The following is a 20,934-nucleotide window of genomic DNA, read 5'->3' on the forward strand; positions in this document are numbered from 1 at the left end:
CGCGACATGCGCACCCCCACCCTCCTCGCCGCCCTGGCCGTCCTGGCGGCCCCTGCCCTCGCCGACCCCACGGAATGGACCCTCGACAAGGGCCATGCCCATATCGGGTGGGAGGTCGATCACATGGACCTCGCCCGCACAGCCGGGCGGTTCGACGATTTCGACGGGACCTTCCTGATCGACGAGGACGACCCGGCGAACAGCACGATCACAGTCACCGTTGATGCGGCGTCCGTGAACTCGAACCACCTGGGCCGCGACAATCACGTCCGGACCGCCGACTACCTGGACGCGGCGACCTTCCCGAAGATCACCTTCACCTCCGCCGCCATCGCGATGACCTCCGACACGACGGGCACGATCGATGGGACCCTGACGATGCTGGGGGTGGAGGCGCCGCTCACGCTCGACTTCGTCCTGAAGGCGGATCGCCGCTATCCCGACTTCATCCCGAACTACGACGAGATCCGTACCGCCTCGTTCGAGGCGACCGGCTCGCTCGACCGCACGGCCTGGGGCATGGACTTCATCGCGTTCCCCGGCTCGCCCACGGGCACGGTGATCGACCTCGACATCCATGTCGACCTGGTCGACTGCGCTTCCATCCCCGAAGGCGCGTCGACGACCAACGTGCCGTGCAACTGGGGCCGTGTCGAAGGCTTCACCGGCCCCGGCGAAGGCTGACGGGTCACGTCCGGCAGAAGGTCCTCGCCCAGCGCGGGGACCTTCCGTCGCCGATCCCGCCCCGGTCCGCGAACGGACCGCGGGTCGGAAGACCGCGCCTCAGCGCCGCCGCAACGCCCCCAGGCCCAGCAGCGCGCCACCCAGCAACCAGACACCCGCGGGCAACGGGATCGGCTGCAACGTGGCGCCCGCCGCCAGCGTCTCCCAGCGCAGCCCGTCCGCGGCGCCGTCGGCGAAGCCGGTCCAACCGTCCGCCCCGTCCTCGACTAGCTCCAGGAACGCCCGCTTCGCATCGTCGCCCTTCAGTTCCGCGTCGAACCAGGCGGTCAGGAAATGCTGCGCCACGTCGTTCATGAACAGGTTCGAGAACGCCCGCCCCTCGTAATGGGCCAGCACGTTCCCCCCGATGGCCACCGCCTCGTCGGGCGCGGGGATCGGCGCCGCAGCGTTGTGGCCCTCCCCCTCAAAGGTCAGCAGCGCGCGGTCCGTGCCCACCGTGTCGGCGAAGATCTGGCGCACCCCGTCCTCGTACAGCGACACGTCGTCGGCCGATCCCGCGATGAACAGCGCTGGGATGTCGATCTCCGACAGGCCGTCGCGGTCCCACGCGTCCCGCTGCCGACCCCAGGGGCCGATCGCCACAACCGTCTTCAACCGGTCATCCTGCAGGTCGGCATGCGACTGCGTCCCCGATTGGTTCGCGGTCAGGTACGGGTCCAGACCGAACAATCCGGTCCTGTCGGCGAGCCCCGCGCCCGCCGCGATCAGCGCGCCATAGCCGCCCATCGAATAGCCCACGATGCCCGTGTTCTCCGCATCGATCCGACCTTCGAGCGCGAAGCCGGCCTCCCCGTTCTTCCGTGCCAGTTGGTCCAGGACGAACATCTGATCCCGAGGGCGGTTCAGCAGGGTGGACGGGAACGTCGCGAACCCATTGGCGGTCCGATAGGTCGATTCGTCGTGGTCGATGCTGGCGACGACATAACCCTTCGACGCCAGGTTCTCGCCCAGATGGGACATCAGGTAACGGTTCCCCGGATACCCATGGCTCAGCAGGACCAGGGGCAGCGGCCCCGTATCGGCGGCCTGCGCGTCGCGCACCGCCCGGCCCTGCAGTTCGACCTGCGTGACGCCGTCGCGCAGGAACGCGTTCAGCGTGGTGTCGCCGGTGGCGCCGTCCACGGCCGGATACCAGACGTCCAGCACCAAGTCGCGGTCCCGCGACGGCACGGCGCCCAGCGACGTCTGCCCGGCCACCGCCGCCGTGATGTCCGGCTGATCCGGATTCGTCAGCGTCAGCGTCGTGACACCAACCGACCGCGGTTCCTGCGGTGCCAGCGCGGGCGCGTTCGCCGACAGGCCATCCACCACGTTCTGCGCCGCCACCGGCCCCGCCGCCGCCACGCAGAGCGCCGCGCCAATCACCATCCGATACGCCATCGTCCTCACCTCCCCAGGATCGTCGCAGCCCACGGGGCCGCCCGGAACAGGTTAACGGGACCGGGCAAGCCCTTGGCAAGGCGCAAGGACCATGACTGACGCGGCGTCTTGCACGGATGGCCCCCCGGGGGCATGCATCGCGTCATGCGCCTCGCCCTCATCGCCCTGCTGGTTCCCGATTACGACGAGGCCTTGCGCTTCTTCGTGGAAGGCCTCGGCTGGACGTGCACGGCCGACATCGACCAGGGCCGGAAGCGTTGGGTGACGGTCCGCCCGCCCGGCGGCGGCGCGGACGTGTTGCTTGCCCGCGCCGCAGGCGAGCAGGCGCGGGGCATCGGCGATCAGTTCGCCGGACGGGTCGGCCTGTTCCTCCATACCGACGACTTCACCCGCGACTCCGCCCGCATACGGACGGCCGGCGGCACGTTCGCCGAAGATCCCCGGATGGAGGGCTATGGCACGGTCGCCGTCTGGACCGACCCCTGCGGCAACCGTTGGGACTTGATCGAGCCGGCCTGATGCGGCTCCCTTGGGGGGGGCTGCTGCGTATGCACGGGGGGTGTACGGGGGGTGTACGGGGGGTGCCCCCTCCCTGGAACCTCCGTGGACCCGGAACGTTGTGCGAACATCCACGACCATCGGAGACCCCCATGACCGACCGACCGACCGAGACGCCGAAGCAGGACGCCCCCGGAAACGCCGCCAAGAACCCCGACGATTGGACCACGGGGGACGAGGCGATGACTGGCGCTCAGGCCAGCTATCTCAAGACCTTGTCGGAAGAAGCCGGCGAGGAGTTCGACCCCGGCCTGTCGAAGGCCGACGCGTCCAAGCGCATCGATGCGCTGCAGGGCAAGACCGGACGCGGCGCCTGACGCTTGCTCTGGGCTCCGCTCCGGCGTGTATTGCGCGGCCCAGGGGCGGGGCCTAGGTCCCGTCCATGCGAATCATGTTCTTAGGCGACGTCATGGGCCGTGCGGGCCGCACCGCGTTGCAGGAGCGTTTGCCGCAGCTACGACGCGATTGGCGCCTCGACGCGGTGATCGTGAACGGCGAGAACGCATCCTCCGGCCGGGGCCTCAACGCGGCGCAGGCGGCGGCGATGTTCGAGGCCGGCGCCGACGTCGTCACCCTGGGTGACCATGCCTTCGATCAGAAGGACATGCTGCAGGCCGTCGAACGGGATCCGCGCATCCTCCGGCCCGTCAACTACGCCAAGGCGGCCCCCGGCAGGGGCGCACGGACGTTCGACGTCGCGGGCAGGAAGATCCTCGTGATACAGGTGCTCGGCCAGGTCTTCATGTCGCGCACCTACGACGACCCGTTCAGCGCGCTCGACGCCCCCCTGCGGGCCCATCCCCTCGGCCGGGCCGTCCACGCGACGATCGTGGACGTCCACGCCGAAGCCACCTCCGAGAAGATGGCCGTCGGACATTTCTGCGACGGCCGCGCCTCCCTCGTCGTGGGCACGCACACCCATGTCCCCACCGCCGACGCCCAGATCCTGCCGGGCGGCACGGCCTACCTGACCGATGCGGGCATGTGCGGCGACTACGATTCCGTCATCGGCATGGACAAGGTCGAACCCCTGCGGCGCTTCGTGACCGGCATGACCCGCGCCCGGTTCGAGCCCGCGGGCGGACCCGCCACCCTTTCCGGCGCCTTCGTCGACACCGATGACGCCACGGGCCTGGCCCGCCAGATCGTACCCGTCCGTCAGGGTGGCCGCCTCGCCCCGCAGGGACCCGCCGATTGACCTGGCTCTCGCTCCCCCAGGACGTCCAGGCCTATTACGCGCTGGCGATCGTGCTGGGGATGTTCGTCCTCTTCGTGACCGAAGCCTATCCCACGGAGGTCGTCGCCATGACCGGCGCCGCGACCCTGCTGGCCCTGGGGATCCTGCCCTACGACGACGCGCTCGCCGTTCTGTCGAACCCCGCGCCCTGGACGATCGGGGCGATGTTCCTGCTGATGGGCGGACTGATCCGCACGGGCGCCCTGAACGCCTTCACCCGCTTCGCCGAGGCCCGCGCGCGGTCCCGCCCCCGCGTGGCCGTGGCGCTCCTGATCGGGGCCGTGGTGCTGGCGTCCGGCTTCGTGGCGAACACCCCCGTCGTGGTCGTGATGATCCCCGTGATGGTGCAGCTGTCCGCAACCTTGGGCGTCGTGCCGTCCAAGATGCTGATACCCCTCAGCTATGCTTCCATCGTGGGGGGGATGCTGACGCTGATCGGCACGTCCACGAACCTGCTGGTCGACGGCGTCGCCCGGGCCGAGGGACTGGCGCCCTTCACCATCTTCGAGGTCACGCCCCTGGCCGCGATCATCTGCGTCTGGGGCCTGCTCTACCTTTGGTTGATCGCCCCACGCCTCCTGCCGGAGCGCACCTCCGTCGGCGCCATGCTGGCGGGCGGCGACAAGTCGAAGGCCAAGTTTTTCGCCGAGATCGTCATCCCCGACGGCTCCGACCTGATCGGCTCCAAGGTGTCGGAGGAGCAGACGTTCAAGCGGCCGGGCGTCCGCCTCCTCGACGTGGTGCGCGGCGACCGCTCCCTGCGTCGCGAACTGGACGAGGTCGTCCTGCGACGCGGCGACCGGGTCGTCCTGCGCACGGAGGTGGCGGAGCTTTTGACCATCCAGCGGGACGCGGACCTGAAGCCCCTCGACCAGATCGGCGCGGTCGAGACGACGACGGTGGAGGTGCTCGTCACCCCGGGGGCGCGCCTGGTCGGCCGGACCCTGGGCGTCCTGCGCCTGCGCCGTCGCTACGGCGTCTATCCTTTGGCGATCCACCGCCGCGACAAGAACCTGTCCGGCAAGATCGAGGCGACGGAGCTGCGCGTCGGCGACACGCTGCTGATCGAAGGGGCGGAGGACGACATCCACCGCTTCGCGCAGGACATGCGCCTGCAGGAGGTGTCGCATCCCATCGCCATGGCCTTCCGCCGCGAACGCTGGTGGATCCCCGTCCTCGTCATCGCCCTGCTGGTCACGCTCGCCGCGATCGGCGCGGCCCCCATCCTGCCCCTCGCCGTGCTGGGCGTAGTGGTCGTGTTGGTGTCGCGCTGCGTCGACGCGGAGGAGGCGTTCGAACTGGTCGAGGGGCGTCTGCTCGTGATGATCTTCTCCATGCTCGCCGTGGGCGCGGGTCTGCAGGCATCGGGCGCCGTGGCCATGATCGTGGACGTCGTTGCCCCCCATATCAGCGGCCTGCCCGCGCCCCTGCTGATCTGGTCGATCTTCCTGATGACCAGCATCCTGACGGAGATGGTCAGCAACAATGCCGTCGCGGTCGTCGTGACACCCATCGTCATCGCGCTGGGCGGCGCGCTGGGGGTGGACCCGCGGCCCCTGGTCGTGACCGTCATGGTCGCAGCATCCGCTAGCTTCTCCACGCCCATCGGGTACCAGACGAACACACTCGTCTACGGCCCGGGCGGCTACCGCTTTACCGACTTCATGCGTGCCGGTATCCCGCTGAACTTGAGCGTGGGCGCCATATCGGCGTTCATGATCCCGCTGATCTGGCCGCTTTGACGCGCCACCCCGAGCCGGAGGTTCCATGCGTCCCACCCCCCTGCTGCTTCCGCTCGTGCTGGCGGCCTGCATCGACACGGTCAGCGCGCCCGCCGGCGGCGGACCCGTGGGTCCCGTCGTGGAGAGCGGGCCGGCCCGCGTGGCGGAGGTGACGATCCGTCCGTCCCGCCTGTCGCTGCGCATGACCGATGGCGAGCGCTGCGAGGCGGAGCGTCCCGAAGGCGTGCAGTCGGGCTGGTCCGGCGTGACCGGCGGATGCCGCTATGCGATGCCCTTCGCGGTGACGTTCGCGCGTGGCGGCAGCCCCGCGCGCTTCCGCATCGAGGAACCGTCCGGCACCCTCCAGGGCGGCGTTCCCGGCCCCCGGGCCGAGATCTTCGTGACCGAACCCGACGGCATCCGACGGTTGTTCCTGCGCCCCCTGCCCGAACGGCTGTTCCGCGGCAGCTGATCCCCCCGCCCCTTGTCCGCACCCGCAGCGCGGGGCACATCGCGGCGATGGGGTTCCTGGGCATAGAACGGTCCGCGACGGGGCGGCGCTGGATCGGACCGGACGATGCCGGCGCGCGCTTGGCGGAGGCGATCGAGCAGTCCGGCCACCCCCGCGCCTTGTCGCAGCACCTTGCCGGGCGCGGCCTGACCCCGGACGACGTACCGACCTTCCTGGATCCGTCGTTGCGCGACCTGTTGCCCGACCCGTCCACCCTGCGGGACATGGACGTCGCATCGGACCGCCTGCTGCGGGCCGTCACGCGGGCGGAACGGATCGCCGTGTTCGCCGACTACGACGTCGACGGCGCGGCGTCGGCGGCCCTCCTGGTCTGGTGGCTGCGGGCCCTGGGACGGGAGGCGACGGTCTACGTCCCGGACCGCATCGATGAAGGCTATGGCCCGAACGCTCCGGCGATCGCAGCTTTGGCGGACGCGCACGACCTGATCGTCTGTGTCGATTGCGGCACCCTGTCCCACGATGCCTTGGCCGCTACGGGCGAGACCGACGTCGTCGTCCTGGACCACCATCTGGGCATCGAGACGCTGCCCCCGGCGCTGGCCGTCGTGAACCCGAACCGGGTGGACGAGGACGGGACCCTCGCCCATCTGTGCGCCGCGGCGGTCGTGTTCCTTTGCCTGGTCGACGCCAACCGGAAGGTCCGGGCCATGGGGACCAAGGCCCCCGACCTGATGGCCCTCCTCGACCTGGTGGCGCTGGCCACGGTCGCCGACGTCGCGCCCTTGGTCGGCGTGAACCGGGCGTTCGTCCGGCGCGGCCTGACCGTCATGGCGCGCCGTGACCGCCCCGGGCTGCGTGCGCTGGCCGACGCCGCGCGCATGGACGGCCCGCCCGCCGCCTATCACCTTGGCTACCTCCTTGGGCCGCGGATCAACGCGGGCGGACGCGTGGGTCGGTCCGACCTGGGCGCACGCCTCCTGTCCACCGCCGATGCGGCGGAGGCCGCGGCCCTGGCCGAGCGTCTCGACGATCTGAACGGGCAACGCCGCGCCGTCGAGAGCGCGATCGTGGAGGCCGCCCTGGATCAGGCGACCCACAGGGGCGGCGCGCTGTCCTGGGCCGCGGGCGAAGGATGGCATCCGGGCGTCGTGGGCATCGTCGCATCCCGGCTGAAGGAAGCGACGGATCGCCCTTCGGTCGTGATCGGCTTGCGGAACGACGGGACGGGTCAGGGCTCGGCGCGATCCGTGTCCGGCATCGATATCGGCGCGGCGATCCAGCGCTTGGCGGCGGAAGGACTGTTGATGAAGGGGGGCGGGCACCGCATGGCCGCCGGCCTGACGGTGGAGGCCGCGAAGGTGGAACCCGCCATGGCCCGTCTGACGGAACTGGTGGAACGGCAGATGGGCGTGCCCGCGGGACCGCGAGCCCTGCGCCTCGACGGCGCGATCATGGCGGGGGCCGCGACCCGCGAACTGGTCGATCTGCTGGAAGCGGCCGGGCCCTTCGGCCAGGGCGCCCCGGCCCCGCGCTTCGCGCTGCCGGACCTCCGCGTTGTCCGCACGCGGCGCGTCGGCGACGGACATCTGCAGGCCACCTTCGCCGACGGCGCGTTCCGGCTCGATGCGTTCGGCTTCCGCGTAGACCCCGCCCTGACCGATCTGCTGGAAGGCGCGGGCGGCCCCGTCCACGTGGTCGGCAAGTTGGAGGTCAACCGGTGGCGCGGCCGCGAGACCGTCCGCCTGCGCCTGGACGATGCCGCACCCGCCCCGACGGCGACATAGCGGTCGGAAAGGGGTTGCACGGCGAGGGGGCGTTGCGTATCAGCCCCCCACCGCTGATGGCCCGTTCGTCTATCGGTTAGGACGCCAGGTTTTCAACCTGGAAAGAGGGGTTCGATTCCCCTACGGGCTGCCAGCGGTGCTTTCCCACATCCATAGATGTCAGGCTGCGGAATCGTCGGCTCCCGGCGGCAGGCGGTGGAACGCGTATCGCGACCGTCCCGCCCGCTTCGACATGTAAAGCGCCGCATCCGCATCCGACAGCAGGCGATCGGGTTCCGGCACGTCGTAGAGCGGGGACAGCGTGATCCCGATGCTGCCCGAGATCCGGCAGGCCCGGCCGTCGTAGGGGATCGGCTGGTTCAGGCGGATCAGCACGCGTTCCGCAATGGACGACAGGATGTCGGGATCCGTGCAGTCCTCGAAGATCATCACGAACTCGTCGCCGCCGATGCGGGCGATGAAGTCGTCCTCCCGCGTCTCCTCGCGGAGGATGCGCGCGACCTCCTCCAGCACCAGGTCGCCTGCGGCATGGCCGAGCGTGTCGTTGACGTTCTTGAAGTGATCCAGGTCGAGATGCATGATTCCGAAGACGGGATCGTCTGACGCCGTCAGGTTCGCCAGATGGCGGTCCATGGCCCGGCGGTTGGCCAGGCCGGTCAGCCGGTCGGTCGCGGCCTCCTTCTCGGCCAAACGGCGCGCCTCGTCCATGCGCTCCGCCATCGCGCCCATCTCCGCCCGGATCAGCGCCTGCGATTCCAACAGGTACAGGATCTCGATCACCGGGTCGGTGGGTGAGAAGTCGGTCGCCGACAGGTCGTGCCGCCGGATCGCCTGGGCGATGTCGGGTCCGAAGGCGAACTGCAGGATGCCGCCCCCCTGCGGCAGCGGCGCCACGACGGCACGGAGGCGCTGCATCGTCGGCTTGCCGCCACTGCGGTCCTCGCATCGCAGGTCGACCATCAGGCGGCGGCCGGGCCGCTCCAGCAACTCGTCCGGATCGCCCTGCATCTGCGGACGGCGGAACCGGATCGCGTGGTCCAGTTGCGCGCCCGTCACGTCGTGGCCCGCCATCTTCGTGATCGTCGGCCCCGCATGCAGGATGCGTCCGGCCCGGTCGAACATCACGTTCATGGGTAACAGGCAGTCCAGCGCCCGTCCGTCGATGCGCGCGACCTTCATGCCGCCCCTCCCAGCGAGAACTCCCGCGGGGCCGCGAAGCTCTCGTCCAGGGTGCTGATCGATATGATCTCGGCCCAGGCGCCGTTGACCTCCGCGCCCGTCTCGAACTCCAGGAAGGCCAGGACGCCATAATCGTCGGCCATGGCGCGCAGGATGCCGATGACGACGGCCCCCGCCCCCGGCGTGGCCCAGGTGCTCGCGACGCGGTACTTCCCGCCGCCCATCTCGATCAGGGACAGGACCGGAAGCTCCAGGTCCGGCAGGGCCATCCGCGCCCGCTCGTGAACCTCGTCCAAGGCGAACAGCATCTCCTCGAACGTCGCGCCCGAGAACCGGAACAGGCGGCGGACCGGCTCCAGGGGGGGATGGGTGCAGATCCAGGTCCCCATGTCCTCCAGCAGCGCGGCGGGCCGGACGCCGACCACGTCGGTGGACGCCTCGAAGATGCGGCGGATCAGCGAATCGTCGTAGATCCGGACCGCCTCGAAATGCAGGGCGTCGAACCCCGCATCCTCGGCGATGCGGGCCCAACTGTCCTGTCCGTACTGCGCGGTGAGGTACGTCTCCACCGCCTTGCAGATGATGCCATGCATCGACCGAGCCCGTCCCTTGTGATGGGGCTCAGCGATGACGGGCAAACATCAAGATCGCGTTAATCGGCAGGCGTGCCGGGCTGCGCGTCCAACCAGCGCGGCAGATGGTGAATGTCGGGCAGGATCGCGGCGGCGCCCGCGAAGGCCCCTTCGTCCAAGGTGCCCGTCAGGACGCCGACGAACGGCATTCCGGCACCCTGCGCGGCCTGCAGGTCGGTCAGACCGTCGCCGACGAAAAGCACCCCGGCGGGGTCCAGGGACAGCCCATCCGCGAAGGCCAGGGCGCCGCCCGGACCGGGCTTCGCACCGAAGCCGTCGTCCACGCCCACGATACGGTCCAACATCGGCGTCAGTCCCCCCGCATCCAGATGCCGCCGTGCGCCCTCCTGCGAATCGTTGGTCAGGACGCCCAATCGCAAGCCGCGGTCCCGCAGGGAACGAAGCAGACCGGCGACGTCTCCGACCGGGACCTGCGCGACCGGATGCTGCCGGTCCGCCAGCCACGCCTCCATCCAGGCGGGATGCCGCTCCGCGGCCGTCGCCAGCGCCAGGCAGGTCCGGGCGAAGGGCGCGGTGACGAAGGTCGCCCGGGGCCGGAACGCTCCCGCCACGACGTCGTAACCGACCGCGTCCCCCAGGACGGCGGCGGGCACGCCTGTCGCATCCGACAGATCCACGAGGGTGCGACCCAACCAGTCGGCCCAGGTCGCGCGAAAGTCGGTCAGCGTCCCGTCCTTGTCGAACAGGATCGCCTGGATAGCGGTCCCGTTCCCGCTCACCTCAATCGACCGCCACGGCACCCTGGATCGGGCCGATCGTGCCGTCCGCGTTCCAACCCTGCGCCAGGATCACGCGGTACAGCCCGTCCCGCGCGGGCGGCAGCTCCATCGCCCCGGCCCGACCGTTCCAGGCGCCGAGGTCCTGCCAGTCCCGGACCACATGGGCATAGGTCGCATCGTGGCCCGCATTCTCCCCCCGCAGGATCGACACATCCGCCCGCGGCTCGACGTGCAGCAGGTACAGGCGTGCGGGGCGGCCCAGATCGCCCATCGCCAGCTGACCGTCGGCACGCACCGACAGCACGTCCGCCGCCCCGGCATCGGCATGCGCCTCGATCTTGTCGCGCAGCGCCATCGGCTTCGCTCCGGCTACGTGATCGACGCCCCCCACCACGAATTGCGGGGTATAGACCATCGTCGACCGCGCGGCGGCGGCATAGTCCCGCTGCCGTTGCGTGAAGGCCGGGTCCGCGAAGGTGTCGGCCCACCCGATCCAGTCCCAGTAATCCACGTGGAACGCCAAGGGGATGACGTCCGTGCGCCCCCCCAGCTCGTGCAGGATCGCGTCGGCGGGGGGACAGGACGAACACCCCTGCGACGTGAACAGCTCCACCACCACCGGGTCGGCCTGCGCGGGTCCGAAGGACAGGACCGTCGCCGCGGCGAGGGCGGCGAGACGGGGGGTGACGTCGGAAAGGCGCATCGGGACATCCATCGCTGGTGGGCGAAGCACCTAGCCGCGGACGGCCGCGCGCGCCAGCGCCCGGCCGTCAACCAATCGTGAGGGGCCGGGCGAGCCCGCCCGGCCAGGGGTCACGTCACCCGCGGGTCCTGCGGGCGCGCATCGCACCCAAGGCACCCAAGCCGCCCAGCAGCAGCAGGCCGCCCGCCGGCAGCGGGATCGGCGCCACATCGAGATCGGTGAACTTGAACTCGACGATCGTCGCCGCGTTGGGCGTCTTGTTCGAGCCGGTGAAGTCGAACGCGATGTCCCCGGTCAGCGAGAAGCCGGACGTGAAGTCGACCCCCCCGATGGCGGTATAATTCGTGCCCGAACCCGGCAGGCCGTCCAGCGACATGCCCCCCAGCATCAAGTTCGACACCGACACCGAACCACGGTCGTTCCGATTGCGGATGAACAGCGACCGAGTGCCGGCCAGATCATCGGAACGGGTGATCGTCGTGCCGCCGAAGGTCAGCGACAGGATGTCGGTCGAGGCATCGAAGTCCAGCGAGAAGCGATAGCTCTGATTGGCCAGGTCGAACTGCGCCTGCGTCCCGGCGGGTTGACCTTGAACGACACCGCCCACCACGTCCACGAGCTTCAGCTCGTTGAAGCGCTGTCCACCGCCCTCGCCGTCGCCGCCGAGGACCTGGGCGACCGCCGTCTCGCAGCCCTGCGTGCCGTTGCCGTTCGCGCCGCATTCGGCCCTGAACTGCGCGTCCCCATAGCTGGCCGGAAAATTGACCTGCGTCGCCCCGAAGGCCGAGCCGCCACACAGAACCAACGCTGCTGCAATACCAAGTATCTTCATCGAACCACTCCCTAAACTCGTTTCAATGCGACCGGATTTAGTCGGTCGGATGACCGAAGGGAATGCCCAACCCCCTTTGCACGTTGGAAATCTGAGAGGTTCGTTAACGGCCGGGACGTGGTCGGACCACGGCCGCATCGTCGCGCTCGAGCGTGGTCGACGGGCCGCACAGGGGCCGCCCGTCGACCGTCACGTCATTCCGCCGCCATGGGCGCCTGCGCCAGGTTGCGCAGCACGTAATGCAGCACGCCGCCGTTCTTGATGTACTCGATCTCGACCTCGGTATCGATCCGGCACTTCAGCGTGATGTCCTGCGTCGTGCCGTCGGCTCGGGTGATCGTCGCCGTGACCTCCTGAAGGGGGCGGACGTCCGGCAGACCCTGGATCGACACGCTCTCGTCGCCCTTCAGACCGAGCGACGCGCGCGTGTCGCCGCCCGTGAACTCGAACGGGATGACGCCCATGCCGACCAGGTTCGACCGGTGGATCCGCTCGAACGATTCGGCGATCACGGCCTTCACGCCAAGCAACGCGGTGCCCTTGGCCGCCCAGTCGCGGGACGATCCCGCGCCGTACTGCTCGCCCCCGAAGACGACCAGCGGGGTGCCCCGCTCCTGCCAGGCCATCGCCGCGTCGTAGATCGACGTCTGGTTGCCGTCCGGATCCAACGTATAGCCGCCCTCGACCCCGTCCAGCATCTCGTTGCGGATGCGGATGTTGGCGAAGGTCCCGCGCATCATCACCTCGTGGTTGCCGCGCCGCGAGCCGTAGCTGTTGAACTCCCGCGGCGGCACCTGGCGTTCGGTCAGGTACCGACCGGCGGGCGACGTCTCCTTGAAGGACCCGGCGGGGCTGATGTGATCGGTGGTGATCATGTCCCCGAAGATTCCCAGGATCCGGGCGTCGCGCACATCCTCGATCGTTCCCGCATCGGGCGACATGTCCTGGAAGTACGGGGGGTTCTGGACATACGTCGACGTCGCCGGCCAGTCGTACGTCTCCTGTTGCGGAACATCGACGCTCTGCCACTTCTCGTCGCCCGCGAAGACGTCGGCGTACTTTTCCTGGAACGCCTCCCGCGTCACGGTCGCCTCGACCAATTCGGCGATCTCCGCCTGCGAGGGCCAGATGTCCCTCAGATAGACATCGTTGCCATCCCGGTCCTTGCCCAAGGACGCCGTAGCGATGTCGACGTTCATGTCGCCCACCAGCGCATAGGCCACCACCAGGGGCGGCGACGCCAGATAGTTCGCGCGCACGTCGGGGCTGATCCGGCCCTCGAAGTTGCGGTTCCCCGACAGGACCGACGTGGCGATGATGTCGTTCTCGTTGATCGCCTTGCTGATCTCGGGCGCGAGCGGTCCGCTGTTGCCGATGCAGGTCGTGCAGCCGTACCCCACCAGGTTGAACCCGATGGCGTCCAGGTCGTCCTGCAGCTCCGCCGCCTCCAGATAGGCCGACACGACCTGGCTGCCGGGCGCCAGCGAGGTCTTGACCCAGGGCTTGCGGTTCAAGCCCAGCGCCCGCGCCTTGCGCGCGACCAGGCCCGCCCCGATCATGACGTACGGGTTCGACGTATTGGTGCAGGATGTGATCGACGCGATCACGATGCTGCCGTCGTGGATCTGCGCGCGGTCCGCCTCGCCCCCCTGGACATAGCCGCGGGCATGGTGCCCCTCGTCGCCGGGGATGTCGACCGGCTCAGGCGCCCCGCCCTCGCCTTCCCAACGGATCTCGGCCCGCGGGCTCGCGTCCCGCCCCTCGCGGATGCCCTTGACGTACTGGCCGAACGCCGACGCGGCACGGTCCAGCGCGATGTAGTCCTGCGGCCGCTTCGGACCGGAGATGGCGGGCACGATCGTGCCCATGTCCAGCGACAGCGTGTCCGTATAGACGGGCGCGTAATCCGCGCCCCGCCACATCCCGTTCGCCTTGGCATAGGCCTCGACCAGCGCGATGCGGTCCTCGTCGCGCCCCGTCGTGCGCAGATATCTGATCGTCTCGCCGTCGATGGGGAAGAAGCCGCATGTCGCCCCGTATTCAGGCGCCATGTTGGCGATGGTCGCGCGGTCGGCCAAGGGCAGCCCGTCCAGGCCCGCGCCATAGAACTCGACGAACTTGCCGACCACGCCCTTCTCGCGCAGCATCTCGACCACCTTCAGGACCAGGTCGGTGCCTGTCGTCCCTTCGGTCATCGCGCCCGTCAGCTCGAAGCCCACGACCTCTGGGATGATCATGCTGATGGGCTGGCCCAGCATCGCGGCCTCCGCCTCGATGCCGCCGACGCCCCAGCCCAGCACGGCCGCGCCGTTCACCATGGTGGTGTGGCTGTCCGTCCCTACCAGCGTGTCCGGATAGGCCACCTGCGCACCGGTCTGATCGGCATCCGTCCACACCGTCTGCGCCAGGTATTCCAGGTTCACCTGATGGCAGATGCCCGTGCCCGGCGGCACCACGCGGAAGTTGTCGAACGCCGTTTGCCCCCACTTCAGGAACTGATACCGCTCGATGTTGCGCTCGTACTCGCGGTCCACGTTCATCTGGAACGCACGCGGGTTGCCAAACTCGTCGATCATGACCGAATGGTCGATCACCAGGTCGACGGGGTTCAGCGGGTTGATCTTCTGCGCGTCGCCCCCCAGCGACACGATGCCGTCCCGCATGGCGGCCAGGTCGACGACGGCCGGCACGCCCGTGAAGTCCTGCATCAGCACGCGGGCCGGACGGTACGCGATCTCGCGCGGGCTGCGACCGCCGTTCTCAGCCCATTCGGCGAAGGCGCGGATGTCGTCCGTGCCGACCGTGCGGCCGCCATCCTCGAACCGCAGCAGGTTCTCCATCACGACCTTCAGGCAGGCCGGCAGCGTCGACACGTCGCCCAGGCCCGCCTCCTGGGCGGCGTCCAGCGAATAATACGCATAGGTCGCGCCACCGACCTCCAGCTCGCGGCGGGTCTTCGCGCTGTCGGTTCCGACTTCGATCGTCATGGGGGCTATCCTCCGGTCCGGTGGTGGAATGGCATGACGGGCCTATGCCCGATGCGCCCCACGGGCGCAAGTGCATACCATGGTATGCCATCGTCTGGACCGGGCGCTTCCCCGCGCAAAGCTCCCTCCGCCACCGGCGGGGTCAGCGGCGTCGGCGCAGCCCCGCCAGCAGGCCGAACGCCCCGATCGTCAACCACATCCCCGCCGGCAGGGGGATCGGCGCGATCTGGTCGAAGGTGACGAAACCCAGGTCCCGGAACGATGCGACCGTGGTGCGACTCACGACCAGCGCGTCGTCCACCGCCTCCGCCAGCATCAGCTCGTTGTCCGGACCCAGCCACCCGTCGTCCCAATGCGCGTCGATCGAGCCCGGCCCGCCGTCGAGCTCGGCGGGCACGAAGGAGTCCACCGCCCCGAACTCTGCGCGATAGGCGGCCACGCCCTCCGCCCCGGTGTACCGACCGCTGCCCCGCACGTAGAGGCCGTTATCCTCCCACAGCGTGCCGAAGCCCAACACATGCGCGATCTCGTGCACCAGCGTCGCGAACAGCAGCGCCTCCGACTGCGTATCGAGGTCGGCAATGTCGAACTCCACCTCGCCATCGGTGGCCAGCACATAGGGCGTGCCGTCCGCCGCGATCTGATCGCTCACGAAGGTCGGCCCCGCGGAGGCCAGGGTCCCGCCCGCGCCGTCGATCTCGCGGGCGAAGACGTCGACGACCACGACGTCGACCGCCAATCCGTCGCGGTAACTCACCAGGACGCTTTCCCAGAACGATTCCGCACCCGCCAGAAGGGCGCGCTGCCCGTCCGTCGCCGCGTCGGGGACGTTGAACGCCAGATCGAAGGGAACGGCCCCGGCCGCCCCCGCGCTCAGCAGACCGACTGCCGCGATGGTCGTGATCTTCATGCCCGAACCCCTGGAATGGTGGATCGTCAGCGTTAACCGGGTTTCCCCGCCGGTCAATCGACGATCGCTGGCGGTCGCGCATGGACAAGCCCCGAACCGTCCCCTACCCCTACCGCCCATGCGGATCGCCACGTTCAACGTAAACGGCATCAAGGCCCGCGCGCAGACGGTGGAGGACTGGCTGCGCGACGACGCCCCCGACATCGCGATCCTGCAGGAGATCAAGTCCACCGACGACGCCTTCCCCCGCGAGGTTGTCGAGGATGCGGGCTACACGCTGCACACGCACGGACAGAAGGGCTTCAACGGCGTGGCCATCGCCACGCGGGTGGAACTCGACGACGTCACCCGCGGCCTGCCCGGCGACGATGCGGACGAACAGGCCCGCTACATGGAGGCGACGGCCATCGGGAACGGGGGCGCCGTGCGGATCTGCGGCCTCTACCTGCCGAACGGCAACCCCGCGCCGGGTCCGAAATACGACTACAAGCTCGCCTGGATGGAGCGCCTCCAGGCCCGCGCCGAAGCCCTGCTGGCGGACGAGGTGCCGTTCCTGATGACCGGCGACTTCAACGTCCTGCCGGCGGACATCGACGTCGCGCGCCCCCAGGTCATGAAGGACGATGCGCTGATGCTGCCGCCGACCCGCGCGGCCTGGCGGCGCCTCACGAACCTCGGCCTGACCGACGCGTTCCGCGTCCGCCATCCGGGCCAGCCGGGGCATTACAGCTTCTGGGACTACCAGGCGAACGCGTTCGACCGGAACCACGGGCTGCGGATCGACCATGTCCTCCTGTCGCCCCCGATGGCCGACCGGATGACCGACTGCACGATCCAATCCAACATGCGGGCGCGCGACCGGCCGTCCGACCACGTTCCCGTCTGGGTGACGCTGGACCTCTGACTCCCCCCCACCCCCATCCAAAGGCAGGCCATCGATGCGACACGTCCCCCTGGGCCGCGACGACACCATCTCGGAGATCATGCTGGGCACCATGACGTACGGGACCCAGACGGACCGCCCGGACGCATATCGCCAAATGGACATGGCCGCCGATGCGGGCGTCACCTGGCTCGACACCGCGGAGGTGTATCCGGTGAACCCCATGCGCGCCGAAACGGTCGGCGTGACCGAGACGATCGTCGGCGAATGGCTGGCGGAGGGCAACGCGGGCCGCATGCGCATCGCGACGAAGCATGGCGGTGAAGGTGGCCCCAGCCGCGATGGCGCACCGATCACGGCGGACACGATCCGGCCCACGATCGAGGAATCGCTGCGCCGCCTGGGCGTGGACGCCATCGACCTCTACCAGTTCCACTGGCCCAACCGCGGCAGCTTCCAGTTCCGGCAGTACTGGTCCTACCGCCCCGAAGGCCGCCGCGACGCGATCGTGCAGGACATCGCCGACTGCGCCGGCGCCCTGGCGGAGGAGGTGTCGCGCGGCACGATCCGCGCCTTCGGCCTGTCCAACGAATCCACCTGGGGCATGGACCGGTGGATCGGGGCCTGCGCCGACCCGGTCCGTCCGGTGTCCCTGCAGAACGAGTACTCGCTCCTGTGCCGCATCGGCGACACGGACCTGACCGAGATGATGGTCTACGAAGACGTCACGATGCTGGCCTTCTCGCCCCTCGCGGCGGGCATCCTGACCGGCAAGTACCAGGGCGGCGCCGTGCCCGACGGGTCCCGCCGCGCGATCAACGAGGAACTGGGCGGTCGATGGACCCGCGGCGGCGAACGGGTGGAGGCCGCGGTCGACGCCTATCACGCCGTCGCCCGCGACGCGGGGCTCGATCCCGTCCACATGGCGCTGGCCTGGCTCCAGACCCGCCCCTTCGCATGCAGCGCCATCCTCGGCGCCACCACCGCCGAACAGCTGGAGCACGGGCTGAAGGCGCAGGACCTGGTCCTGCCGGACGACGTGGTGAAGGCGATCGACGCAACCCATCGCGCCCACCCCATGCCCTATTGAGCGTCCGCCCCTAGCGCCACATCCGGCCGCCCACCGCCGCCGCCAGGCCCGCCAGCGCGCCGCCGCCCAGAAGGGTGGCGACGACGGCGGGCTCCAGGACCTGCCGCCCCCGGCGGGCCAGCTGGTCCAGGAAGACGGACGGCGCGCGCGACGGGTCGCGCATCATGCCCGACAGGGCCGCGTCCATGACGTCCCAGGCGACGGCCACCGTCAGCGTCGCGACCGCGACGATCACGGCCGCCGCGGCCCCGGTCGACATCACGTGGACCACCGGCACCCGCGACGCCCCCGCCTTCGACGCGGCGCGCCCCACGGTGGTCCACCCCAGCAGCAGGGCCAGCGATCCGGCGACCAGTTGCGCGGCCGGCACCGCGCGGGCATCCGGCATCGCGTGCTCCGTCGCCACGCGCACCGTGGCGACGGCGGCCGCGATCAGCGCCAGCGCGGCGATCAGCTTGGCGGGCGTGGGCATCGGATAGCCTCCGTCAGGGGTCGCGGGCGACCTTGCCACGCAACCCTTGCCGAAAGGTTCACGCCCCCGGACCGCCCCGTCGGGGGCTAGGCCGCGTCGCGGTTCCCGTACGCCTCCAACGCCCGCGCGCGCCCTTCCTTCAGGCCCACGATCGGCTCCGCCGGATACGGGTCGTCCGGGTGCATCGCCCAACTGCGGGGGATGGCGTCGAAATAGTCCAGCCCCAGGTCGTCGTTCCGCCGATCGGACCCGGCGTCCCGGATCTCGGCGACCCACCGGCGGCGGTACACCCCGTCGGGGTCGAACCGCTCCGCCTGCGTGTCGGGGTTGAAGACGCGGAAGAACGGCGACGCGTCGGGCCCCGATCCGGCGGTCCACTGCCAGCCCAGGGCGTTGTTCGCCGGATCCCAGTCGATCAGGCAGTCCGCGAAGTGGTCGCAGCCCACGCGCCAATGCGTCAGCAGATGCTTCGTAAGATAGCTGGCGACCAGCATCCGGGCGCGGTTGTGCATGGTGCCCGTGACCCACATCTGCCGCATCGCCGCGTCCACCACCGGCACGCCGGTCCGCCCACGGCGCCACGCCTCCGCCTCGTCGTTGTCGTCGCGCCAGGGGAAGGCGTCCCATTCGGGCTTCCAGTTCTCCTTCGTCAACTGCGGGGTGTGGTACGCCAGGTGGTGCGCGAAGTCGCGCCACACCAGCTCCTTCAGGAACGTCTCCGCCCCCGCCTTGCCGTCCTCGCGCGCCCGCAGCCCCGCGAACCAGCATTCGCGCGCTGATATCTCGCCATGGGTCAGGTTCTCCGACAGGCCGGACGTGCCGTCCACGCCCAGCATGTCGCGCGCCTCGGCGTAATCCTCGACCCGTTCCTCGATAAAGGTCACCAGCCGGTCCCGCGCGGCCAGCTCGCCCACGCAGGCGTGCTGCGCCACGTACTCGGCGCCCCGGCGCATCGCGCGGCCCATCTCCCAGTCGTCCAGCGCGTCCCCCTCGGGCCAGGCGTCGGGCGCCTGCAGCGCCTCCACGGGGGCCAGGGGCTCGTCCAGGTCTCTGTCCTTCACGGCACGCCAGAAGGGGGAATACACGCGATAGTACCCGCCCTGCCCCGTCTTCACCTCCCACGGCTCGAACAGGACGTGGTTGCCGAAGCTTTCCACCGTCAGCCCGTCGTCGCGAAGCCCCTCCTTGGCGTCCGTGTCGCGGGCACGCTCGTCCGCGACGTACAGGCGGTTCCACACCACCGTGTCCGCGCCCGTCTCGGCCACCAGCGCGCGCAGGTTGTGCAGCGCGGGCCCCCGGCGCAGCACCAGGTCGGACCCGATCTCCCGCAGCCGGTCGCGGAACGCGCGCAGGGCCTTGTCCATCCGCCAGCGGGGCGCCGCGCCCCAGCCTTCCACCACCTCGTCGTGCAGGAAGACCGGGATCACCGGGCGCCCCTGCCGGGCGGCCCAATCCATCGCCGCGTTGTCCGTCAGCCGCAAGTCGCGGCGGTGCCACAGGAGGATGGGTGCTGTCATGGCCCCCAAGCTAGAACGGACGCGCCCCTTGGCTACGCCACCTCGACCACCACGCGGCCGCGCACCTGGCCCTGCAGGATGTCGGCCCCCAGCCGGGGCAGGTCGTCCAGCGTGGCGGGGACGATCATCGCCTCCAACCGGTCCATCGGCAGAACGTCGGCGATCCGCCGCCACGCCCGGACGCGGGCGTCGAAGGGCTGCATCACGCTGTCGATCCCCAGAAGCGCCACGCCGCGCAGGAGGAACGGGATGACCGTCGCCGGCAGGGCCGCGCCCCCCGCCAGGCCCACGGCGGCGACCGACGCCCCATAGCGCATCTGCCCCAGCACGCGGGCCAGCATCGCGCCGCCCACCGCGTCGACGCACCCGCCCCAGGTCTCCGCCTCCAGGGGGCGCTTGACCGTGTCCGCCAGATCCGCGCGCGCCACCATCTGCGACGCGCCCAGGTCGCGCAGGTATCCTTCCTGTTCGGGCCGCCCCGTGACGGCGGCGACCGGATGCCCCATCGCGGCCAGCAGCGCGACCGCCACGGATCCCACGCCGCCCGCCGCGCCCGTCACCAGGACGGGCCCCTCCCGGATCCCCCGATCCTCGATCGCCTGGATCGCCAGCATCGCCGTCAGGCCCGCGGTGCCCACCGCCATCGCCTGCCGCGCCGTCATCCCGTCCGGCAGCGGCACCAGCATGTCCGCGTCCACCCGCGCCTTCTCGGCATAGCCGCCCCAGCGGGTCTCGCCCACCCGCCAGCCGGTCAGGACCACCGCGTCCCCGGGCACATAGCGGTCGTCCTCCGACGCTTCCACGACGCCGGCGAAGTCGATGCCCGGCACGTGCGGATAGGTCCGCACCAGCCCGCCCCCGGGCCCCAAGCACAGCCCGTCCTTGTAGTTCACCGTCGAATGACTGACCGCCACGGTGACGGTCCCCTCCGGCAGCCGCGCCTCGTCTACGTCCTGGACGGACGCCCGCGTGCCGTCGTCGTCCTTCTCCACCACCAAGGCGCGCATGATCCGGTCCCCCTGCCTATCCGCCGGGCACCCTTCCAGATGGCGCCGCCCGGCGCAATCGGCGCGCCTTGCGGGGGGTGGGCGCG

At 70.1% G+C, this 20,934-nt stretch carries 20 protein-coding genes and 1 tRNA gene; 10 read left to right on the top strand and 11 right to left on the bottom strand.

Annotation, left to right across the window (positions count from 1 at the left end; translation table 11 throughout):
* The first annotated feature begins 6 nt into the window (after nt 1–6).
* Nucleotides 7–684, top strand: coding sequence for a YceI family protein (locus tag P0084_RS11070; RefSeq protein WP_308916912.1), 678 nt, complete (start codon nt 7–9; stop codon nt 682–684).
* 99 nt (nt 685–783) lie between these two features.
* Here P0084_RS11070 and P0084_RS11075 read toward each other — a convergent pair whose 3' ends face one another.
* Nucleotides 784–2,124: an alpha/beta hydrolase family protein gene (locus tag P0084_RS11075; RefSeq protein ID WP_308916913.1), complete on the bottom strand. Its 1,341-nt coding sequence runs from the start codon at nt 2,122–2,124 to the stop codon at nt 784–786.
* A 144-nt stretch (nt 2,125–2,268) separates the two neighbouring features.
* Here P0084_RS11075 and P0084_RS11080 point away from each other — a divergent pair, with 144 nt between their 5' ends.
* The 7 genes from P0084_RS11080 (at nt 2,269) to P0084_RS11110 (ending at nt 8,029) form a co-directional block, all read left to right on the top strand.
* Nucleotides 2,269–2,643: a VOC family protein gene (locus tag P0084_RS11080; protein WP_308916914.1), complete on the top strand. Its 375-nt coding sequence runs from the start codon at nt 2,269–2,271 to the stop codon at nt 2,641–2,643.
* Nucleotides 2,644–2,774: 131 nt separating this feature from the next.
* Nucleotides 2,775–2,999, top strand: a complete 225-nt coding sequence (locus P0084_RS11085; protein WP_308916915.1) for a DUF3072 domain-containing protein — start codon at nt 2,775–2,777, stop codon at nt 2,997–2,999.
* A gap of 65 nt (nt 3,000–3,064) precedes the next feature.
* On the top strand, nt 3,065–3,880 hold the full coding sequence (locus tag P0084_RS11090; RefSeq protein WP_308916916.1) for a TIGR00282 family metallophosphoesterase: 816 nt from the start codon (nt 3,065–3,067) through the stop codon (nt 3,878–3,880).
* Nucleotides 3,877–5,661 carry an SLC13 family permease gene (locus P0084_RS11095; protein ID WP_308916917.1) on the top strand — a complete coding sequence of 595 codons (1,785 nt, stop codon included), beginning with the start codon at nt 3,877–3,879 and terminating at the stop codon, nt 5,659–5,661. Before P0084_RS11090 ends, P0084_RS11095 begins: the two co-directional genes overlap by 4 nt.
* A gap of 25 nt (nt 5,662–5,686) precedes the next feature.
* Nucleotides 5,687–6,112 (top strand): hypothetical protein, encoded by a 426-nt coding sequence (locus P0084_RS11100; protein WP_308916918.1) that lies wholly within the window; start codon nt 5,687–5,689, stop codon nt 6,110–6,112.
* Nucleotides 6,113–6,159: 47 nt separating this feature from the next.
* Complete coding sequence (gene recJ / locus P0084_RS11105) at nt 6,160–7,896, top strand: single-stranded-DNA-specific exonuclease RecJ (RefSeq protein ID WP_308916919.1); 1,737 nt, start codon at nt 6,160–6,162, stop codon at nt 7,894–7,896.
* 58 nt (nt 7,897–7,954) lie between these two features.
* Nucleotides 7,955–8,029, top strand: a tRNA-Glu gene (locus P0084_RS11110).
* A 26-nt stretch (nt 8,030–8,055) separates the two neighbouring features.
* On the opposite strand, the gene P0084_RS11115 is transcribed toward P0084_RS11110, so the two are convergent.
* From P0084_RS11115 to P0084_RS11145, 7 genes are all read right to left on the bottom strand, one after another.
* The gene (locus P0084_RS11115; RefSeq protein WP_308916920.1) at nt 8,056–9,075 is read right to left on the bottom strand and encodes a GGDEF domain-containing protein; all 1,020 of its coding nucleotides are present in this window, start codon (nt 9,073–9,075) and stop codon (nt 8,056–8,058) included.
* Nucleotides 9,072–9,668, bottom strand: coding sequence for a heme NO-binding domain-containing protein (locus P0084_RS11120; RefSeq protein ID WP_308916921.1), 597 nt, complete (start codon nt 9,666–9,668; stop codon nt 9,072–9,074). Before P0084_RS11120 ends, P0084_RS11115 begins: the two co-directional genes overlap by 4 nt.
* 59 nt (nt 9,669–9,727) lie before the next feature.
* A complete protein-coding gene (locus P0084_RS11125) occupies nt 9,728–10,447 on the bottom strand; it encodes an HAD family hydrolase (protein WP_308916922.1) in 720 nt (239 codons plus the stop codon).
* Nucleotide 10,448: 1 nt separating this feature from the next.
* A complete protein-coding gene (locus P0084_RS11130; RefSeq protein WP_308916923.1) occupies nt 10,449–11,150 on the bottom strand; it encodes a DUF1223 domain-containing protein in 702 nt (233 codons plus the stop codon).
* A gap of 115 nt (nt 11,151–11,265) precedes the next feature.
* Nucleotides 11,266–11,982, bottom strand: a complete 717-nt coding sequence (locus P0084_RS11135) for a choice-of-anchor W domain-containing protein (protein WP_308916924.1) — start codon at nt 11,980–11,982, stop codon at nt 11,266–11,268.
* Nucleotides 11,983–12,176: 194 nt separating this feature from the next.
* Complete coding sequence (gene acnA, locus P0084_RS11140) at nt 12,177–14,969, bottom strand: aconitate hydratase AcnA (protein ID WP_308916925.1); 2,793 nt, start codon at nt 14,967–14,969, stop codon at nt 12,177–12,179.
* 142 nt (nt 14,970–15,111) lie between these two features.
* The gene (locus P0084_RS11145; protein ID WP_308916926.1) at nt 15,112–15,879 is read right to left on the bottom strand and encodes a leishmanolysin-related zinc metalloendopeptidase; all 768 of its coding nucleotides are present in this window, start codon (nt 15,877–15,879) and stop codon (nt 15,112–15,114) included.
* A 118-nt stretch (nt 15,880–15,997) separates the two neighbouring features.
* Here P0084_RS11145 and xth point away from each other — a divergent pair, with 118 nt between their 5' ends.
* Both xth and P0084_RS11155 read left to right on the top strand, forming a co-directional pair.
* Nucleotides 15,998–16,783, top strand: a complete 786-nt coding sequence (xth, locus tag P0084_RS11150) for an exodeoxyribonuclease III (RefSeq protein WP_308916927.1) — start codon at nt 15,998–16,000, stop codon at nt 16,781–16,783.
* 34 nt (nt 16,784–16,817) lie between these two features.
* Entirely contained in the window at nt 16,818–17,852 is a 1,035-nt protein-coding gene (locus tag P0084_RS11155; protein ID WP_308916928.1) for an aldo/keto reductase, read from the top strand.
* Nucleotides 17,853–17,862: 10 nt separating this feature from the next.
* Here the strand turns inward: P0084_RS11155 and P0084_RS11160 are convergent, their stop codons facing one another.
* The 3 genes from P0084_RS11160 to P0084_RS11170 all read right to left on the bottom strand — a co-directional run bounded on the left by P0084_RS11160 (nt 17,863) and on the right by P0084_RS11170 (nt 20,851).
* Nucleotides 17,863–18,324 (bottom strand): TrgA family protein, encoded by a 462-nt coding sequence (locus tag P0084_RS11160; RefSeq protein ID WP_308916929.1) that lies wholly within the window; start codon nt 18,322–18,324, stop codon nt 17,863–17,865.
* Nucleotides 18,325–18,410: 86 nt separating this feature from the next.
* Complete coding sequence (locus tag P0084_RS11165) at nt 18,411–19,841, bottom strand: cryptochrome/photolyase family protein (RefSeq protein WP_308916930.1); 1,431 nt, start codon at nt 19,839–19,841, stop codon at nt 18,411–18,413.
* Between the two features lie 32 nt (nt 19,842–19,873).
* On the bottom strand, nt 19,874–20,851 hold the full coding sequence (locus tag P0084_RS11170; RefSeq protein ID WP_308917033.1) for an MDR family oxidoreductase: 978 nt from the start codon (nt 20,849–20,851) through the stop codon (nt 19,874–19,876).
* Nucleotides 20,852–20,934 lie beyond the last annotated feature (83 nt).

It is taken from the genome of Jannaschia maritima, assembly GCF_030973515.1.
GTDB classification, from domain to species: Bacteria; Pseudomonadota; Alphaproteobacteria; order Rhodobacterales; family Rhodobacteraceae; genus Jannaschia; species Jannaschia maritima.

Bases quoted from the DNA above. Each gene is read 5' to 3' on its own strand.
- xth (WP_308916927.1), top strand. From the start codon at position 15,998: ATGCGGATCGCCACGTTCAACGTAAACGGCATCAAGGCCCGCGCGCAG.
- P0084_RS11080 (WP_308916914.1), top strand. From the start codon at position 2,269: ATGCGCCTCGCCCTCATCGCCCTGCTGGTTCCCGATTACGACGAGGCC.
- P0084_RS11115 (WP_308916920.1), bottom strand. From the start codon at position 9,075: ATGAAGGTCGCGCGCATCGACGGACGGGCGCTGGACTGCCTGTTACCC.
- P0084_RS11135 (WP_308916924.1), bottom strand. From the start codon at position 11,982: ATGAAGATACTTGGTATTGCAGCAGCGTTGGTTCTGTGTGGCGGCTCG.
- P0084_RS11120 (WP_308916921.1), bottom strand. From the start codon at position 9,668: ATGCATGGCATCATCTGCAAGGCGGTGGAGACGTACCTCACCGCGCAG.
- P0084_RS11090 (WP_308916916.1), top strand. From the start codon at position 3,065: ATGCGAATCATGTTCTTAGGCGACGTCATGGGCCGTGCGGGCCGCACC.
- P0084_RS11165 (WP_308916930.1), bottom strand. From the start codon at position 19,841: ATGACAGCACCCATCCTCCTGTGGCACCGCCGCGACTTGCGGCTGACG.
- P0084_RS11085 (WP_308916915.1), top strand. From the start codon at position 2,775: ATGACCGACCGACCGACCGAGACGCCGAAGCAGGACGCCCCCGGAAAC.
- P0084_RS11070 (WP_308916912.1), top strand. From the start codon at position 7: ATGCGCACCCCCACCCTCCTCGCCGCCCTGGCCGTCCTGGCGGCCCCT.
- P0084_RS11130 (WP_308916923.1), bottom strand. From the start codon at position 11,150: ATGCGCCTTTCCGACGTCACCCCCCGTCTCGCCGCCCTCGCCGCGGCG.
- P0084_RS11075 (WP_308916913.1), bottom strand. From the start codon at position 2,124: ATGGCGTATCGGATGGTGATTGGCGCGGCGCTCTGCGTGGCGGCGGCG.
- P0084_RS11160 (WP_308916929.1), bottom strand. From the start codon at position 18,324: ATGCCCACGCCCGCCAAGCTGATCGCCGCGCTGGCGCTGATCGCGGCC.
- recJ (WP_308916919.1), top strand. From the start codon at position 6,160: ATGGGGTTCCTGGGCATAGAACGGTCCGCGACGGGGCGGCGCTGGATC.
- P0084_RS11155 (WP_308916928.1), top strand. From the start codon at position 16,818: ATGCGACACGTCCCCCTGGGCCGCGACGACACCATCTCGGAGATCATG.
- acnA (WP_308916925.1), bottom strand. From the start codon at position 14,969: ATGACGATCGAAGTCGGAACCGACAGCGCGAAGACCCGCCGCGAGCTG.
- P0084_RS11145 (WP_308916926.1), bottom strand. From the start codon at position 15,879: ATGAAGATCACGACCATCGCGGCAGTCGGTCTGCTGAGCGCGGGGGCG.
- P0084_RS11100 (WP_308916918.1), top strand. From the start codon at position 5,687: ATGCGTCCCACCCCCCTGCTGCTTCCGCTCGTGCTGGCGGCCTGCATC.